The 16,967-nt window shown below is 66.0% G+C and carries 15 protein-coding genes; 7 read left to right on the forward strand and 8 right to left on the reverse strand.

Annotation, left to right across the window (positions count from 1 at the left end):
• Positions 1-313 precede the first annotated feature (313 nt).
• The 3 genes from U0S50_RS14080 to U0S50_RS14090 form a co-directional block, all read right to left on the reverse strand.
• Positions 314-2,410, reverse strand: coding sequence for a malate synthase G (locus tag U0S50_RS14080; RefSeq protein ID WP_322309397.1), 2,097 nt, complete (start codon positions 2,408-2,410; stop codon positions 314-316).
• Positions 2,411-2,506: 96 nt separating this feature from the next.
• Positions 2,507-3,700, reverse strand: coding sequence for a GGDEF domain-containing protein (locus U0S50_RS14085; protein ID WP_322309398.1), 1,194 nt, complete (start codon positions 3,698-3,700; stop codon positions 2,507-2,509).
• Between the two features lie 178 nt (positions 3,701-3,878).
• Positions 3,879-5,165 carry a serine hydrolase domain-containing protein gene (locus U0S50_RS14090; RefSeq protein WP_322309399.1) on the reverse strand — a complete coding sequence of 429 codons (1,287 nt, stop codon included), beginning with the start codon at positions 5,163-5,165 and terminating at the stop codon, positions 3,879-3,881.
• A 173-nt stretch (positions 5,166-5,338) separates the two neighbouring features.
• Between U0S50_RS14090 and U0S50_RS14095 the strand changes: the two genes are divergently transcribed.
• The 5 genes from U0S50_RS14095 to U0S50_RS14115 all read left to right on the forward strand — a co-directional run bounded on the left by U0S50_RS14095 (position 5,339) and on the right by U0S50_RS14115 (position 10,129).
• Positions 5,339-6,547 (forward strand): hydrolase, encoded by a 1,209-nt coding sequence (locus U0S50_RS14095; protein WP_322309400.1) that lies wholly within the window; start codon positions 5,339-5,341, stop codon positions 6,545-6,547.
• The gene (locus U0S50_RS14100) at positions 6,544-7,545 is read left to right on the forward strand and encodes an arginine N-succinyltransferase (protein WP_322309401.1); all 1,002 of its coding nucleotides are present in this window, start codon (positions 6,544-6,546) and stop codon (positions 7,543-7,545) included. Before U0S50_RS14095 ends, U0S50_RS14100 begins: the two co-directional genes overlap by 4 nt.
• Before the next feature lie 55 nt (positions 7,546-7,600).
• Positions 7,601-8,851, forward strand: a complete 1,251-nt coding sequence (locus tag U0S50_RS14105) for an N-succinylarginine dihydrolase (protein ID WP_322309402.1) — start codon at positions 7,601-7,603, stop codon at positions 8,849-8,851.
• 227 nt (positions 8,852-9,078) lie between these two features.
• The gene (locus U0S50_RS14110) at positions 9,079-9,321 is read left to right on the forward strand and encodes a hypothetical protein (protein WP_322309403.1); all 243 of its coding nucleotides are present in this window, start codon (positions 9,079-9,081) and stop codon (positions 9,319-9,321) included.
• Between the two features lie 49 nt (positions 9,322-9,370).
• The gene (locus tag U0S50_RS14115; RefSeq protein ID WP_322309404.1) at positions 9,371-10,129 is read left to right on the forward strand and encodes an alpha/beta fold hydrolase; all 759 of its coding nucleotides are present in this window, start codon (positions 9,371-9,373) and stop codon (positions 10,127-10,129) included.
• Here the strand turns inward: U0S50_RS14115 and U0S50_RS14120 are convergent.
• The 5 genes from U0S50_RS14120 to U0S50_RS14140 form a co-directional block, all read right to left on the reverse strand.
• Positions 10,080-11,117, reverse strand: a complete 1,038-nt coding sequence (locus U0S50_RS14120; protein WP_322309405.1) for an alpha/beta hydrolase — start codon at positions 11,115-11,117, stop codon at positions 10,080-10,082. The genes U0S50_RS14115 and U0S50_RS14120 overlap by 50 nt on opposite strands.
• Before the next feature lie 93 nt (positions 11,118-11,210).
• A complete protein-coding gene (locus tag U0S50_RS14125) occupies positions 11,211-12,602 on the reverse strand; it encodes a DEAD/DEAH box helicase (protein ID WP_322309406.1) in 1,392 nt (463 codons plus the stop codon).
• Positions 12,603-12,831: 229 nt separating this feature from the next.
• Entirely contained in the window at positions 12,832-13,590 is a 759-nt protein-coding gene (locus tag U0S50_RS14130; RefSeq protein WP_322309407.1) for a sulfite exporter TauE/SafE family protein, read from the reverse strand.
• 1 nt (position 13,591) lies between these two features.
• Positions 13,592-14,122 carry a rhodanese-like domain-containing protein gene (locus U0S50_RS14135; RefSeq protein ID WP_322309408.1) on the reverse strand — a complete coding sequence of 177 codons (531 nt, stop codon included), beginning with the start codon at positions 14,120-14,122 and terminating at the stop codon, positions 13,592-13,594.
• Positions 14,119-14,451, reverse strand: a complete 333-nt coding sequence (locus U0S50_RS14140; protein WP_322309409.1) for a metalloregulator ArsR/SmtB family transcription factor — start codon at positions 14,449-14,451, stop codon at positions 14,119-14,121. Before U0S50_RS14140 ends, U0S50_RS14135 begins: the two co-directional genes overlap by 4 nt.
• 64 nt (positions 14,452-14,515) lie before the next feature.
• Between U0S50_RS14140 and U0S50_RS14145 the strand changes: the two genes are divergently transcribed.
• Complete coding sequence (locus tag U0S50_RS14145) at positions 14,516-15,391, forward strand: MBL fold metallo-hydrolase (protein ID WP_322309410.1); 876 nt, start codon at positions 14,516-14,518, stop codon at positions 15,389-15,391.
• Between the two features lie 61 nt (positions 15,392-15,452).
• Positions 15,453-16,925: a glycerol kinase gene (locus U0S50_RS14150; RefSeq protein ID WP_322309411.1), complete on the forward strand. Its 1,473-nt coding sequence runs from the start codon at positions 15,453-15,455 to the stop codon at positions 16,923-16,925.
• The last annotated feature ends 42 nt before the right edge of the window (positions 16,926-16,967 follow it).

Here is a 16,967-nt window from a genome sequence, read left to right on the forward strand (position 1 = left end):
CCCCGCGCGACCCTTAAAGCCACAAAAGCGCCGCACAAGAAACCCAATAATGCGGTATCCATGACTTTATCGCCGGAATGCCGAACGCCTATATCCCCCGCCGTCGCCCAACGACAACTTGGGAAGAACTTAGCGCGGCGCCATATCGTAGGACAGCAGATTGTCGCACGCGGCACAGAAGGGAGCGTGACCGAGACCCAGGGGGCCGCCCCGAAGGCCAGACCCGGCGCTCACCCTTCCCCGTTCGCGGACATAGCCGGCGCCGGAACCGGCAGCGGCCATTGGCCGCCAACCAGTAGCCGTGGCCGGGCGGTCAGGCCGCGGCTTTCTTCATCTGCCGATATTTGTGGAGCAGCGGTTCGGTGTAACCCGATGGCTGGGTCACGCCTTCGAAGATCAGCGCGCGCGCGGCCTGCCATGCGATGCCGTCGGGAGTCAGCGGCTCGTAAAGCGGATCGCCGGCATTTTGCGCATCGACCTTGGCCGCCATGCGCGCCAGCGCCGCATCGACCTGTTCTGCCGTGCAAACGCCGTGGAGCAGCCAGTTGGCAAGCGCCTGGCTGGAAATACGCAAGGTCGCGCGGTCTTCCATCAGGCCGATGTCATCGATGTCGGGCACCTTCGAACAGCCGACGCCCTGGTCGATCCAGCGCACGACATAGCCCAATATGCCCTGGCAATTATTGTCGAGTTCGCGGGTGAGTTCCGCCTCGCTCCAGTTGCGCCCTGTCGCGACGGGAATTGCGAGCAGCCGGTCGAGTCCCGGCACCGCCTCTCCCGCAATCTCACGCTGCCGCGCGAAGACATCGACCAAGTGATAATGGAGCGCGTGCAGCGTCGCGGCGGTCGGCGACGGCACCCAGGCGGTGTTGGCGCCCGATTTCGGATGGCCGATCTTTGCGTCCAGCATCGCTTTCATGAGGTCGGGCATCGCCCACATCCCCTTGCCGATCTGGGCCTTGCCCGAAAGGCCGCAGGCCAGCCCGATGCGGACGTTGCGATCCTCATAAGCCGCGATCCAGTCGCTCGCCTTCATCTCGCCCTTCGGGATCATCGGCCCGGCGCGCATCGAAGTGTGAATCTCGTCCCCCGTCCGGTCGAGGAAGCCGGTGTTGATGAAGACGATGCGGTCCTTCACCGCTTCGATACAGGCGGCGAGATTGGCGGACGTCCGGCGTTCCTCGTCCATCACCCCGACCTTCATCGTATGGCGCGCAAGGCCGAGCATATCCTCGACCGCGTCGAACAGCCGGTCGGTGAAACCGCATTCTTCCGGTCCATGCTGCTTGGGCTTGACGATATAGATGCTGCCCGCACGGCTGTTCCGAAGCGTCCCCAGCCCCTTGAGGTCATGAAGCGAGCACAGGCCGGTGATGACGGCATCGCACAGCCCCTCGGGCGCTTCCGAGCCGTCGGGCAGGCGGATCATCGGGGTCGTCATCAAATGGCCGACATTGCGGACGAACATGACGCTGCGCCCATGTAGGGTAAAGGGCGTGCCATCGGGAGCGGTCCAGTCGCGGTCAGCGGCCATGGCGCGCGTCACCGTCCTTCCCCCCTTGTCAAAGCTTTCGACCAGATCGCCGCGCATCAGGCCGAGCCAGTTGGCATAGCCCAGCGCCTTGTCCTCGCCGTCGACCGCGGCAACGCTGTCTTCGAGATCGATGATGGTCGTCAGCGCCGCTTCCATCACGACATCGGCGATGCCCGCCGGATCGGTCGCACCGATCGCGCTGCCTTCGTCGATCACCAATTCGATGTGCAGGCCATTATGTTTGAGCAAGATGCCGCCGGGCTTGCTGCCCACCCACTGCGCAGGATCGGCCAGCAGAAGCTGTCCGCCCTGCCAGTCGGCCCATTGGCCCGATGCCAGCGGCACCGCTTCGTCGAGGAAGGCCTTGGCCCGCGCGATCACCGCTGCACCGCGTTCGGCGTCATAACCGCCGGGCCGGGCCGGCGGCGCATCGAGCGCGTCGGTGCCATAAAGGGCATCATAAAGGCTGCCCCAGCGGGCGTTGGCGGCGTTGAGCGCGAAGCGCGCGTTGAGCGCGGGGACGACGAGCTGCGGCCCCGCCATCGCCGCGATTTCGGGATCGACATTTGCCGTACCGACCTGGAACGGCGCGGGTTCGGGAACGAGATAGCCGATCTCGCGCAAAAAGCCCTGATAGGCGGCGGCATCGATCGGCTGACCGGCGCGATCCAGGTGCCAGGCGTCGATCTGCGCCTGCAGATCCTCCCGCTTTGCCAGCAGCGCGGCATTTTCGGGCGCGAACTTGCCGAGCAGTGCCGCGAAATCGGCCCAGAATTTATCAACATCGACCCCGGTGCCCGGAATCGCCCGTTCTTCGATAAAGGCGACAAGGCGCGAATCGACAGACAGGCCGTGGCGGTCGAGAAAGTCGGTCATGCAAATACCCTTTGGTCGGCGCGGATGCGCAAGTTGACCCGGGGAGGAAAGGGCCGCCCGCCTATGCCGCGAAAACAGGGCGATGGCAACCGCCGCCTAGAGCGCCGTGCCCGCCGCCCTGCGCGTGCCGGACGGAAGCTCTGCCAAGGCCAGCGACACCCGATTGCGCCCCCCCGCCTTCGCCCGATAAAGGGCATCGTCGGCGCGCCGCCACAAGCTCGACAGGCCGTCGCCCGGCATCATCTGCGCCACCCCGAAGGATGCCGAAACGGGCGAATCGACCCCGGCGTCGATCAACGAGCAGGACGCAAAGTCGCGCCGGACGCCTTCGGCATAAAGCCGGCCGTCGGCGAGCGTCGCCCCCGTCAACAGTACCGCAAACTCCTCTCCCCCCGGACGGCTGACGATCGCCCCGGCCGGGGCAGCGGCGCGCAGCATGGCGGCAAAGCGCACGATCACACCATCGCCCGCGGCATGACCGAAACTGTCGTTGATCGCCTTGAAATGGTCGAGGTCGGCCGCGACCAGCACGGCCGAGCGTCCCGCCTCGCGCGCCTTGTCCAGCGCGCGTTCGGCATGGGCCCCAAAACCCCGGCGGTTGAGCACGCCCGACAAGGCGTCGGTTTCGGACCGGGCGATGATTTCCGCGGTCGTGTCGCGCATCATGATCAGCAACAGCACCAGCGCCAGCGCGACCAGCGTTCCCGCCCCCAGGCTTTGCGAAATGGCGGCGTAGATCGTCTCCATATAACCCTGGGGCGTGGCGGCAGTGCCGACTTTCCACGCGATGAGCGGCTTGGCGATATAGATCAGGGCGGCCAGCGCCATAAGGCACATGAGCAGCATGTCGAGTCGCTGGCGCTGACCCGATCGCCACACGAGCATCAGCGCTAGCGCCTGCATCACGAAATAGGAAAACTGGTAGAGCGCGAGGCGCAGCGGCGACCCATAGGCCAGTGAAAAGATCAGCGGCACCATCATGATGCTGCCCCCCCAGATCGTCAGCACGACCAGCCACGGCGGATCGGCGCGATAATGGCGCGCGATACCGACGACGCACAGAGTCATGGCGAGGAGATAGGCGAGGTAGATGGACACCCCCACCGGCGTCGGATCGGACTGCCACGGCAGCACATATTCGAGCCCCACCGCCAGAATGCCCGAGGCATAGCCGAACGCCATCCACCGCGCGCCCCTGGCCCCGCGATTCGTCGCGGCGACCACGCCGAAGGCGACGGCAAAAACACCGACCACAAACATGTTGATGCCAAGAACGAAGGCAGCAGTCATCGACCCACTTTTTTTGTCATTATGGACGGCCCCTTTTTCAGGCGGGCACGAAATTTCGGTTAACGGATCGCGAATCCACCGCCTGCGATCGGACTGTCGCGGCTGGCGCGACGAAGAGACAGTAACTTACGGTATCGGGCGCGCGATGCCCGCGCCGCCGCCGTGACGACCCCTGCTGTCAGCTGATGCTGGCGTATCGCTTGCCGGTCATCGCGGCGGCGACCTGTTCGGCGAGCGCCCCGCCGTTCACTCCGTTCACCATCACCACCAGCCCGCGCCGCCGTGCGGGATCGCCGAGCGCGACCGAGATATGCGCCCGGCCATTTTTCCCCCAATGATAGAAAAGCAGGTCGCCGCCATCGCGCTCGAGCCCCCAGCCGATCCCTCGCGGCAGATGCGGCCGATCGGCCCGCTCAAGCTGGGGCGTCAGCATCAGGCGCCGCGATGCGTCGCTGATCAGCGGGCGACCCGTCGCAGCCGACGCCGGCATCATCAGCGCCAGAAACCGCGCATAATCGGCGGGGCTCGCACGCACGCTCGACGCCACATCGACGACCGCATTGCCGGGCAGGCGCCACTTCCACATCGGCCAGCCCGCGAAATCTTCGGCCGTGTGCGGACGCATGACCGCGCACGCGGCATGAAAGTCGGGTTCGCGCCACGTGGCGACGGGCCGTCCCCATCGCGCCGCGACCGCGTGCAGCCGGGGCCAATGCTCTCGCCGGAACGCGCTGGGCAGCAACATTGGCCGCCCGTCCGGGGCGACCCCATGCGCCTCCACCTCGCGGCGGTCGCGTTCGGGCGACCACCCCATCGCCATATCGAGCCCGGCGGGCGTGAACAGCCGCTGGGCCATGACCGCCGCGATGCCCTGTCCCGTCACCGCTTCGACCAGTTGCTGCAGCCAGTAAAAGGCTTCGCCGGAATAGGAATAATCCTGTCCGGGGGCAAAAGCCGGAACCAGCAGATCGTCGGCGCTGCGTTCGTCACGCCAGTTCGGAAGGCCGGTCGCGTGGCAAAGGACATGGCGCACCGTGACCGCGTCGATGCGCGGATCATCCGCGCCGCCGGTCGGGCGGACATAATCGGCGACGCGGTCATCGAGCGCGACCCGCCCTTCCTCCACCAACTGCATCACGACATAGGCGAACACCGGCTTCGACAGCGAGGCCGCCTGGAACAGGGTTTGCGTGTCGACGGCTTGCCCCGTTTCGATATTGGCGGCGCCATAGTGCCCCTGCCAGGCTAGCGCACCATCCTCCACCACCGCGATCGCCATACCGGGCACCGCATGATGTCGCATCCACGGCCCGAACCGTTCGACGAGCGCCGCGCCCGGAATCCAGCTGCGCCCTGCTCCGCGCGCCGCCGCGCTTCGCGGCAAGATTGCGGTGGCCGCGGCGCCGGCCGTCATCGCGATCGCCGCGCGGCGGGATAGAAGCGCCGCCCTGCCCTTTTCCGCCATTTTTCGTCCCCATCGATGCAGTATCAAGCGCCTGAATATCCTGCCTTTCCCTGCCGCACCATCCCCATCGTACGGCACGCCAAAATCACGCCGGACGGCCGCAATGGCGATATCGACAACAATTCTCTTCGGCGGGGGTGCAAAAGCGCTGCGGCGCTCGCTATAGCCGCGCGATGACCCAATTCACCGCAATCGAAAATGCGGCGCTGGAACGTGCCGCCGATGCCCCGATGCTGCGCCAGGTCGAGCAATGGGCGGCGATCAACAGCGGCACCGGCAATCTGGCCGGGCTGAAGACCGTGGCCGGTGAATTGGCCGACGCCTTTTCGGTGCTGCCCGGCGCCATCCGCCTGGTCGCACCCGATCCGGTCGAAAGCGTCGATGCCGCCGGCAATATCAAAACGGCACAGCGCGGCGACCATCTGCACCTGCGCGTGCGCCCCGAAGCGCCGGTGCAGTTGCTGCTGACCGGTCATATGGACACGGTGTTCGCCGCCGATCATCCCTTTCAGACGCTGCGCTGGCTGGAAGACGGCGTGTTGAACGGCCCCGGCACCGCCGACATGAAGGGTGGGATTTCGGTGATCCTCGCCGCGCTGACTGCGCTGGAAGCCTCGCCACTCGCCCCCCGCGTCGGTTATGACGTGATGATCAACAGCGACGAGGAAACCGGCAGCCACGCCTCTGCCGCGCTGATCGCCGAGCTGGCGAAAGGAAAGACCGCCGCGCTGACCTATGAACCCGCGCTGCCCGACGGCACGCTGGCGGGCGCCCGGCCGGGCAGCGGCAATTTTTCGGTGCTGATCCATGGCCGCAGCGCACACGCCGGGCGCAATCCCGAAGAGGGCCGCAACGCGCTGGTCGCCGCGGCCGATCTCGCGCTGCGCCTCAACGCGCTGAAAGCCCCCGAGCTCAAGGTCAATCCGGCCCGAATCGACGGCGGCGGCCCCAATAATGTCGTGCCCGATCAGGCGATATTGCGCGTCAACATGCGCCCCGCGACGCCGGAAGCCATGGCAGCGGCCGAGGCCGCGCTGCGCGACGCGATTGCCGCTGTGTCGCGCGAGCATGACGTGCATTGCCATCTGCACGGTGGTTTCAACCGCCCGCCCAAGCCGCTCGACGCCGCGGCGTCGCGGCTGTTCACGCTGGTGCGCGATTGCGGCGCGGCGCTCGGAATCGATATTGCGTGGAAAGCCACGGGCGGCGTATGCGACGGCAACAATATCGCCGCATGCGGGATTCCGGTGGTCGACACCATGGGGCCGCGCGGTGGTGCCATCCATTCGTCGGATGAATTTCTGATCGTCGACAGCCTGGCCGAGCGGGCCCGGTTGTCGGCACTGACCATGATGCGAATAGCGGAACGGGGGACTGTGTGAACTATGTGATCCGTGCGGCCAAGCCGGGCGACCTTCAGAGCATCTATGAAATGGCGAAGCTGACCGGTGGCGGCTTTACCAACCTGCCCCCCGACAAGAAGGCGCTGCGCGCCAAGTTGGAGCGCGCCGAGGCGAGCTTTGCCAGCGACCGCGAATATCCGTCGGACGAACTATACCTGCTGGTCCTGGAAGATCTGGACAGCGGCGAGGTGCGCGGCACCTGTCAGATTTTCGGGCAGGTCGGCCAGCGCTGGCCCTTTTATTCCTATCGCATCGGCACCGACAGCAAGCATAGCGAGCAGCTGGAGCGTACCTTTCACGCTCAGGTTTTGATGCTAAGCAATGATTTGAACGGGTCGAGCGAAGTCGGGGGCCTGTTCCTGCACCCCGCGGCGCGCGCTGGCGGATTGGGATTGCTGCTCGCACGCTCGCGCTATCTGTTCATCGCACGCCACCGCGCGCGCTTCGGCGACCGAATTCTGGCCGAACTGCGCGGCGTGATCGACGAAGCGGGCGGCTCGCCCTTTTGGGACGGGGTCGCCGGCAAATTCTTCGGGATGAGCTTTCAGGAAGCCGACCAGTTCAACGCGGTCCACGGCAACCAGTTCATCGCCGACCTGATGCCCAAGCATCCTGTCTATATCGCGATGCTCCCCGAAACCGCGCGCAGCGTCATCGGCATGCCGCACCCGACCGGCCGCGCCGCCATGCGGATGCTGGAGAACGAAGGCTTTGCCTTTGAAAATTACGTCGACATCTTTGACGGCGGGCCAACAATGACCGCGCGCACCGATCAGGTCGCGAGCATCCGCAACGCGCAGCATGTCGAACTGGCGGGCATCGCCGAGGGCGGCGAGGATGCGCTGGTCGCCACTGGCCAATTGGCCGATTTCCGTTGCTGTTTCGGCAAGGTCGGAAACGGCGCCACCATCGACGCCGAAACTGCCGTCCGGCTGGGCGTAGCAGCCGGAGATCCGCTGAGCTGGATCGGGCGATAAAAGAAGGACAGGCCTCCCTCTTGTCCGGAGGTGGGGTTTGAGAGGAAGGCGTTTCATGCTCACCGAAATCAATTTCGACGGAATTATCGGCCCCACGCACAATTATGCGGGGCTGAGCCGCGGCAACATCGCCTCTGCCTCCAACGCCGGCGACGTATCGCAACCGCGCGCGGCGGCCCTGCAAGGGATTGAGAAGATGCGCCACAATCTGGCGCTCGGTCTGCCGCAAGGCTTTTTCATGCCGCTCGACCGCCCCGATGCGCGCTGGCTGGACATGCTGGCGACCACGCTCGACGAGGCGGAGCCGCATTTGCGGGCGCAAGCCTGGTCGGCATCGTCGATGTGGGCCGCCAACGCCGCGACCGTTTCCCCTGCCGCCGACAGTGCGGACGGCAAATGCCATCTGACCGTCGCCAATCTTGTCACGATGCCGCACCGCAGCCACGAATGGCAGGGCACGCTGGCGCAGCTGCGGCTGGCCTTTGCCGACCCGGCCTTTGCCGTGCATGGCCCCGTTCCCGCCCCGTTCGGCGACGAGGGTGCGGCGAACCACATGCGGCTGTGCGACGGCCATGCCGGTGCCGGTGTCGAAATCTTCGTCTATGGTGTTGGCGGTGGCCGTTTTCCGGCGCGCCAGCACCTTGACGCATCGAAAGCGATCGCCCGCCGCCACCGGCTCGACCCGGCGCGCACCCTGTTCATCCGCCAGTCGGATGTCGCGATTCAGGGCGGCGCCTTTCACAACGACGTCGTAGCCGTCGCCAATGAGCGGGTGCTGTTCACCCACGAAACCGCCTTTCACGACCGCGCCGCCGCGCATGCCGAAATCCGTGCAGCCTTTCCAGCGGTCGAGATCGTCGAGGTGCCCGCCCACGCGGTCAGCCTGCCCGATGCGATCAAATCCTATCTGTTCAACGCGCAGCTCGTCAGCTTGCCCGGCGGCGGCGGCATGGGGCTGGTCCTGCCGACCGAAGCGCGCGAAACGCCGTCGGTGTGGAACTGGCTGGAGGCGCATGTCGCCGGCAATGGTCCGATCCGCAAGCTGTTCCCGGTCAACGTCCGCCAGTCGATGGCGAACGGCGGCGGCCCCGCCTGTTTGCGCCTGCGCGTCGTCGCCGATCCGGCCACCGTCGATCCGCGCTTCATGGCCGATGCGGCAAAGCTCGACGCGATCGCCGAAGTGATCGCCAGCCACTGGCCCGAGGCGATCACGCCGGGCGACCTGTCCTCCACGGCACTGGTGACCGACGTACGCAAGGCGCGGGCCGCGCTGTTGAAGGCGCTGGGGCTGGACGAACTGCAATAGGCTTAGCCGGCCCGCCCCTGGCGGCGTCCTTCAAACCGCTCCATCATGACAACCCGGCGGGCGGACAGCGCCGAACGGGCGATTTCCCAATGGAGGACAGGCAAAGCGGGGCTTCCCCCTTCCCTCCGCTGTCGGGTTAATTTACAGTTTACCATCATGCCGCGGCACCGAATCCCGGATTTGCGCCACTGGCACGGCTCTTGCGTCGAAAAGGCGGAGGATATGGGATGCTGAAGAAGATCGGACGCCTGTTTGTCATCAAGACCCGCTTTGAGGCGTGCCTGATCATCTATGCACTCGCGGTCGGCGCCATGGCGCGCGGCGTTGCCTATCTCGACCAATATCCAGGGTTCGGCGGCAAGCTGTTGATGGCGGCATGCAGCGGCGCAGTGTTCCTGGCGGGGGCCAAGATATTTGACTGCCTTCGTTATGAACAGGCAGCCCGAGCCGCGACCGAGGCGAGCGATTGATCCAACCAGCGACTTTCGCCCGTCATCGAAACATGCCAAGGCGGCGGGCATGACCCGGATCGGCGGCCGCCCCGCACTCAGCACCCATCATCTCTATGGCTTGTCGCTGCGCGTCGCGCGCTGGCGGGAAGGAGCGCCGGGGACGCCTCTTTTGTTCCTCAACGGCATCGGCGCCGATATCGGCGCCGCAGCCCCGCTTCTGGCCCAGATTACCGGCCGCGAAGTGTGGACGCTGGACATGCCGGGGGTTGGAGGATCACCCGACGCACTATTGCCCTATAGCGCGCCGACGATGGCCGCGACCGTCATGGAAATCGCCGATCGGTTGGGGCACCGTGGAGCACTGGACCTCGCCGGGTTCAGTTGGGGTGGCGCATTGGCGCAGCAGGTCGCTGTCCAGTTTTCAACGCGCATCCGTCGACTCGTGCTGATGGCGACAACGCCATCGGTCAGTGCGCCGGGGATCGGTTGGGCAGCGCTGCTCGACGACGATATGCTGGCGAGCGGGCTGAAACTGCCCACCGCGACGCCGCTCGGCCTTACCTATCAAAGCATGGCGATGGCGGGATGGTCGAGCGCCGCCGCGCTGCCCCGCATCGGCAACGTGCCCGTGCTGGTGCTGATGGGCGAACGCGACGGGGTGGTGCCCGCATGCCACGGGCAGGCAATCGCCGACCTGATCGACGGCGCCGAAATCGAGATGATGCCGGGATCGCATCTGTTTCCCTTTACCCACGCCGCGACCGTCGCGGCGCGGATCAGGGCGTTTCTGGACCGTCCGGAGCGCGCGGCACAAAACGCCGCTTGAGGAAATCGGCGATGGCGTCAGCCGTCGCATCGGGGGCCTCCTCCATCGGCAGATGGCCGATGCCGTCCAAGAGGACGACCTCCGACCCCGCGATGCGTTCGTGGAAGCTTTGCGCGGCGGTCGCGTTGATCAGCCGGTCCTCTTTTCCGAACAGGATCAAGGTCGGCACCGCAATCGCGCCGATACGGTCAGCCATCGGGGGATCGCGGTCGAGCATCGCCCGCAGCGATGTTGCCTCGCGATTGCCGGGAAAGCGCAGCAACTCCCAGTAAAGGTCGACCATCGCATCGTCGACGATATCCTGCTTTTCGACCGACCCGCGCAGCGATTTTTCGACCAGATCGCGCGGCGTGATGCGTTCCATCAGCCAGCGACCGACCGGATATTGCAGAATACGAAAGCCAAGGTTGAGCGGCGGCGCCTTTTCACCCGCGCGCAGCGGCATCCCCGCCGCATCGAGCAGCAGCAGCGCGTCGACATGCTGCGGACGCGCCAGCGCATAGCGCCACGACACCCAGCCGCCCATCGAATTGCCGCCCAGAATGAAATGATCGAGCCCGAGCTTTGCCGCCACGACATCGACCGCGGCGGCCATGCCGGTCGCGTCATAATCCTTGTCCGGGGTGCCCCCCGTCAGGCCATGGCCGGGAAGATCAAGGGTTACGATACGCCAGTCGGCGCCCAGCCGCTTCACCAGCGGCTCCCACGTATGAAGGCTGGCGTTCGACCCGTGCAGCAGGATAATTGCAGGCGCGTCGCGGCGCCCCTGATCGCGATAGTGAATCCGCTGACCCGCTGGTCCGACGGCAAAAGTCGCGTCGCTGCCGCCATATTTGGCGATCATGGCGTCACGATCGGTGTCGGGCGTGCGTAGCAGCAGAAAGGCGACCAGCAGCGCAAGCAGCGCCGCGAGCGGGATCAGAACCCGCTTGCGCCGGAACAACGACCGCCTTGGCGGCGGCGATTCAAAATCATCTTCGTCGATCATCAGGCCCCCCTCAGAGCTGGCGCCAGACTAGCGCATCGACGCCGTGCGTCAACGCGCCAGAATGGCTCAACATTTTCGGCAAGGCCGGAGGCGTTAGCCGACGCGCTTGACCGCGGCCTTGTGCGCACCGACGCTTTTGTTGCGCGGACGGAAGCGGCGATTGCGCTGTGGCTGCGCGCCCTCTCCCGCCGCGCCCTCGCGGCGCGGGCCCCGTCCCTGTGCACCCTCGCCGCCCGAGCCGCCTTTGGCGCCCTTTCCGCGCAGCGCTTCCTCGCGCTGACGCTGCGGATTGCGGCCGCGGCTTCCCGTATCGCGCGGCGGGTTCACCGGCTTGGGCAGGTTGCGGACCATTTCCGAAAAACCTTCGGGCAGCTTGGCGGGTTCGGCGCGGGTGCGCGTCACGCGTTCGATGTCGCGCAAATACGCCTTTTCATCGGGCGCCACGAAACTGATCGCAATGCCTTCCGCCCCGGCACGCGCAGTACGGCCGATGCGGTGGACATATTGTTCGGGGACGTTCGGAATCTCGAAATTGATGACGTGGCTGACGCCCGACACGTCGATCCCGCGCGCGGCAATATCGGTCGCGACGAGCAGGCGCACCTGACCCGAGCGAAACGCCTGGAGCGCGGTGGTACGCTGCGCCTGGCTCTTGTTGCCATGGATCGCAAAGGCGTCGATCCCGGCGCCCTTCAGATGGCGCACGACGCGGTCGGCGCCATGCTTGGTGCGGGTAAAGATCAGCGCGCGATCGATTTCCTCGGTGCGCAGCACATGGTGGAGCAGCGCCTGCTTTTCCTTTTGTTCGACAAAGGTGACGCGCTGACGGATCTTTTCGGCCGTGGTCGCCTGCGGCGTGACCGAAACGGTGACGGGATCATCGAGGAACTGCTGCGCGAGCGCGGCGATTTCCTTGGGCATCGTCGCCGAGAAAAAGAGATTCTGGCGTTCCGTCGGCAGGATCTTGGCAATCCGGCGCAGCGAATGGATGAAGCCCATGTCCATCATCTGGTCGGCTTCGTCGAGGACGAAGATTTCGACATCGTCGAGACGCAGCGCGCGCTGGTCGATAAGGTCGAGGAGGCGGCCGGGGGTCGCGACAAGGATGTCGACGCCCTGCCCCAGATCGCGGATCTGGCGATTGATCGGCACGCCGCCGAACACGGTCGACACCGACAGCTTGGCAAAGCGGCCATAGTCACGGCAGCTCTGCGCGATCTGCGCCGCAAGCTCGCGGGTCGGCGACAGCACCAGCATCCGGCAACCGCGCGGGGTGCGCGGCTTGGGGTTCGACAGCATATAGTGCAGCGACGGCAGCGAAAAGGCCGCGGTCTTGCCGGTGCCGGTCTGCGCGATGCCGCACAGGTCGCGTCCTTCAAGGAGGACGGGAATCGCCTGTTGCTGGATCGGCGTCGGCTGGCTGTAGCGCTTGGCCGCAAGCGCACGCTCGATGTCGGCGTGCAGACCAAAGTCTTTGAATTCCATTACATTACTCACAAAAATGGTCGCGGCGCCGCCGGTATGCACCGGAAGCGCGCGAGGGCGGGTTCGAAACGACCCGCGTGAAAGGGTGCCTCTGGGGACAAAGCGCTTCTCCGGCTCGTCCCGCGCCTGTCTTGGTCGGGATAATCACGCTGCCGGTGGTTGCGGCGGGAAGGCCCGCCATGCTGCGCTGCACAATCATATGGCACGATCGGCGCGATTTGGCAAGATGTCAGCGTAGAAGGATGTAGGCACCGACCGCGATCACCAGTCCGGCAAAGCCATAGCGCAGCAACGCCGCGCGTCCCTCCATCCGTCGCAGCAGCGGCATCGCCAGCACCGTTCCCGCCGCCCCGCCCGCGACCAGCGCCGCGAAGAGCGGCCACAGCAATTGGCCATGCAGCGCATAGGTCGCGCTGGTCGCGCTGCCGAACAGCGTCACCGACAACAAAGACGAGGCCGACGCATTGGCGAGCGTCATTCCCGTGGCCGCCATCAATCCGGGCGCGATCAGAAACCCGCCCCCGATCCCGAAGAACCCGGCCGCCAGCCCGGCGACCAACCCGACCGGAGCCAGTTTCCAGATCATCGTTCCGGTCAACCGCACCGCCGGATCGCCTTCACTTTTGCGCGGTATCAGCATCGATACCGCAATCGCGATCATCATGGCCCCAAAGGCGCGGATCAGCATGGCCCCGTCGACCATCATCGCAAGCCACGCGCCCGTCACCGATCCCGCCAGCCCGGCAATGGCAAAGACCGTAGCGCACGGCCATTTGACGCGCCCGGCGCGTGCCTGCGCCGCAAGCCCGGTCGCGGCATTAACGGCAACCGCCGCCGCCGAGGTCGCAATCGCCGCATGGGTATCGGCAACGCCCACGACATATATCAGCCACGGCGTCGCCAGCACCGACCCGCCACCGCCGAACAATGTCAGCAGCAAGCCGATCAGGACGCCCCCAAGCGCCGCCAGAATCAGGCCCTCGGCCATGTCAGCCCAGCGCTCGCCGGTTCCAGGGTGCAAGCAACAACAGGCGCGCCATGCCGCAAAAACCCGACACGCCGGCAAAGACCAGTCCCGCGCCAACAAAGGCGGAAAGACCAAACCACAGCGGCGCGACCAACCAGCCCAGCAGCACGCCGAGCAGGACGAGCGAGCCCGCCGCAATCTGTACCTGGCGCATCAGTTCGAGCGGCGCGCCGGCATCCTCTGCCAGCGGCAGGCCGGCGCGCCGCCATGCCTCGACACCACCCGACAGCAACAGCGCTTCTCCTGCCACGCGCGCGGACAGGCGTGCGCACGCTGCCTCGGTCCGCATGCCCGAACGACAGGTGAAGACGACATCGCGATCAGGAGCGAGGGAGAGGTGAGCATCCTCCCATTCCGAAAGCGGCTGATTGACCGCCCCTTCGATACGCGACCGCGCGAACTCGTCGCGTTCGCGAATATCTATGAGCGTGTAGCGACCCGCCGCCATCCCTTCGTGAAGCGCGGCGGGGGTGATCGGGGTCAGGCGGGTCATGGCAAAAGTCCTTGTGCGGGCGGGCAGAAATGCTCGGCGAGCGTGGCGATGACGCCGATCGCTGCCGGATCGTCGAGACGGTAAAAGATCGACTGCCCCTCGCGCCGCGTCGCGACGATCCCTTCGGCGCGCAGCAGCGCAAGATGCTGTGACAGCGCCGATTGCGACAGGCCGACGCGCGGCAGCAACTCGCCCACCGACAACTCGCCGCCGCCAAGCTGGCACAGGATCATCAGCCGTCGTTCATTGGCGAGCGAACGGAGAAGCGCCGCCGCACGAGTGGCGCTGGCCTCGAACGCGGCAAGGTCGAATTGGGTCAGGTCGATCATGATGCGAATATATTAGTTGATTCTAATTTAGCAAGCACTAATATAATAACAAAGGAGACCCACCATGACCGCTTCCGAACTCCGCCCCGACGTTCAGGGCTTTTTCGATCCGGCCACGAACACCGTCAGCTATATCGTCGCCGATCCGGAAACCGGCGCGGCCGCGATTATCGATCCGGTTCTGGATTTCAGCCAGCGCGACGGACGCACCGCGACCGCGAGCGCCGACCGATTGCTCGACGAGGTCGCACGGCGCGGACTGACGCTGACCTATGTGCTGGAAACCCACGCCCATGCCGACCATCTGACTGCTGCGCATCATATCCACGAACGCACCGGCGCTCCGATCGTCATCGGCCGCCACATCGGCGATGTGCAGCGCATCTTTGCACCGCTGTTCGGCGCCGACGATGTAACGCCCGACGGCAGCGCTTTTTCCCGGCTGGTCGACGAAGGCGACAAACTGCCGCTCGGCGCGCTCGAAATTTCGGTTCTGCATACGCCGGGCCATACGCCGGCCTGTGTCACCTATGTCGTGGGCGACGCCGCCTTTATCGGCGACACCCTGTTCCAGCCCGATTATGGAACGGCGCGCGCCGACTTTCCGGGCGGCGATGCCCGCACGCTGTTTCGATCGATCGGCAAGATTTTCGCGCTGCCCGACGCGACGCGCCTGTTTACCTGTCACGACTATCCGACCGAGGACCGCAGCGAACCGCAGTGGGAGTCAACCGTCGGCGAGCAGAAGCGCGCCAATATCCACGTCCACGAGGGCGTCAGCGAAGATTCCTTTGTCACGATGCGGAGCACGCGCGACAAGGGGCTGGCTGCGCCCCAGCTCATCCTGCCGTCGCTTCAGGTCAACATCCGCGCGGGCGAGCTTCCCCCGGCCGAGGCGAACGGCCGCCGCTATCTCAAGATACCGCTCGACACCATCTGACCGCCGCGCGCCCTTGCCTCCCCAGCGTCGCTGGCCCAAGGTCGGCGCGAAAGGGAGAGGCATGGCCGACAAGATCATCGTCATCGACGAGGGCACGACATCGACCCGCACGATGTTGTTCGCCGCCGATGGCACCCCGCTGGGCAGCGCACAGCGCGAGTTTCGCCAATATTATCCGGGGCCAGGGCTGGTCGAGCATGATGCCGCAGAAATCTGGACCGCGACGCTGGCCTGCACCCGCGAAATGATCATGCGGGCGGGCGGTGCCGATCATGTCGCCGCGATCGGCATCACCAACCAGCGCGAAACCATCGTCTTCTGGGACCGAAAGACCGGCGCCCCGCTGGCCCCCGCCATCGTGTGGCAGGACCGCCGCACCGCCCCCGATTGCGCCGCCCTGAAAGAGGCGGGACATGAGGCACTGGTCCAGCAGCGTACCGGATTGCTGCTCGATCCTTATTTTTCCGGCAGCAAGATCGGCTGGGCGCTGCGTAACTGGCCACAGCTGGCCGAGGCGGGCGAACGGCTGGCGGTCGGCACGATCGAATCCTATCTCGTCTATCGCCTGACCGGCGGTGTCCATGTGAGCGACGCGACCAATGCCTCGCGCACCCTGTTGATGGACATTGACGGCGCGGGCGGTTGGGACGCCGAGCTTTGCGACATTCTGGGCGTGCCGCTGCGGCTGCTGCCCGAAATCACCGGCTGCACCGCCACCGTCGGGGCGACCGATCCAGCCCTGTTCGGCGGCGCCATCCCGATCTGCGGCATGGCGGGCGACCAACAGGCGGCGACGATCGGGCAGGCCTGCCTGTCACCGGGGCAGACCAAGGCGACCTTTGGCACCGGCGCCTTCATCCTGTCGGCGAGCGGGACCGCGCGCCCGCGATCGATGAACCGCCTGCTCGCGACGATATTGGTGCAGGAAGGCGACCAGCGCTCCTATGCCCTTGAAGGGTCGGTGTTCGTCGCCGGCAGCCTGATCAAATGGCTGCGCGACGGGCTGGGACTGCTCGCCAGCGCGGGCGAAAGCGAGGGGCTGGCGCGTTCGCTGACCGATAATGGCGGCGTTTATCTGGTTCCGGCGCTCGCCGGGCTCGGCGCGCCGCACTGGCGCCCCGACGCGCTGGCGGCACTGTCAGGCCTCAGCTTTGCGAGTGGCAAGGCGCATGTCGCGCGCGCGGCGCTGGAGGCGCAAGCCTATCAGGCGCATGATCTGAAATCGGCCTTTGCCGCCGACGGGGTCGATTGGGCCGAGCTTCGGATCGATGGCGGCATGGCGCCGAACGACTGGATGGCGCAAGATCTGGCCGACATGCTGAATTTGACGGTCGAGCGGCCGGAATTCGTCGAAAGCACCGCGCTGGGTGCCGCGATGCTCGCCGCGACCGGCGCCGGCCTTTATCCCGACCTGCGCCAAGCGGCAACGGCGATGCGCGGCCGCGCCACACGCTTCACCCCGGCGCTCGATGCCGACATACGCAAAGCGCGCCTTGCCGGGTGGCAAGACGCGCTTGGTAAAGTGCTGGCATAGCCCGCGCGCTCCCGTGCCAGAGACATCGGGAGAGGCGATGGC

The organism is Sphingopyxis sp., from assembly GCF_034380315.1.
GTDB lineage: Bacteria > Pseudomonadota > Alphaproteobacteria > Sphingomonadales > Sphingomonadaceae > Sphingopyxis.

Bases quoted from the DNA above. Each gene is read 5' to 3' on its own strand.
- U0S50_RS14080 (WP_322309397.1), bottom strand. From the start codon at position 2,410: ATGACCGACTTTCTCGACCGCCACGGCCTGTCTGTCGATTCGCGCCTT.
- U0S50_RS14085 (WP_322309398.1), bottom strand. From the start codon at position 3,700: ATGACTGCTGCCTTCGTTCTTGGCATCAACATGTTTGTGGTCGGTGTT.
- U0S50_RS14090 (WP_322309399.1), bottom strand. From the start codon at position 5,165: ATGGCGGAAAAGGGCAGGGCGGCGCTTCTATCCCGCCGCGCGGCGATC.
- U0S50_RS14095 (WP_322309400.1), top strand. From the start codon at position 5,339: ATGACCCAATTCACCGCAATCGAAAATGCGGCGCTGGAACGTGCCGCC.
- U0S50_RS14105 (WP_322309402.1), top strand. From the start codon at position 7,601: ATGCTCACCGAAATCAATTTCGACGGAATTATCGGCCCCACGCACAAT.
- U0S50_RS14110 (WP_322309403.1), top strand. From the start codon at position 9,079: ATGCTGAAGAAGATCGGACGCCTGTTTGTCATCAAGACCCGCTTTGAG.
- U0S50_RS14115 (WP_322309404.1), top strand. From the start codon at position 9,371: ATGACCCGGATCGGCGGCCGCCCCGCACTCAGCACCCATCATCTCTAT.
- U0S50_RS14120 (WP_322309405.1), bottom strand. From the start codon at position 11,117: ATGATCGACGAAGATGATTTTGAATCGCCGCCGCCAAGGCGGTCGTTG.
- U0S50_RS14125 (WP_322309406.1), bottom strand. From the start codon at position 12,602: ATGGAATTCAAAGACTTTGGTCTGCACGCCGACATCGAGCGTGCGCTT.
- U0S50_RS14130 (WP_322309407.1), bottom strand. From the start codon at position 13,590: ATGGCCGAGGGCCTGATTCTGGCGGCGCTTGGGGGCGTCCTGATCGGC.
- U0S50_RS14135 (WP_322309408.1), bottom strand. From the start codon at position 14,122: ATGACCCGCCTGACCCCGATCACCCCCGCCGCGCTTCACGAAGGGATG.
- U0S50_RS14140 (WP_322309409.1), bottom strand. From the start codon at position 14,451: ATGATCGACCTGACCCAATTCGACCTTGCCGCGTTCGAGGCCAGCGCC.
- U0S50_RS14145 (WP_322309410.1), top strand. From the start codon at position 14,516: ATGACCGCTTCCGAACTCCGCCCCGACGTTCAGGGCTTTTTCGATCCG.
- U0S50_RS14150 (WP_322309411.1), top strand. From the start codon at position 15,453: ATGGCCGACAAGATCATCGTCATCGACGAGGGCACGACATCGACCCGC.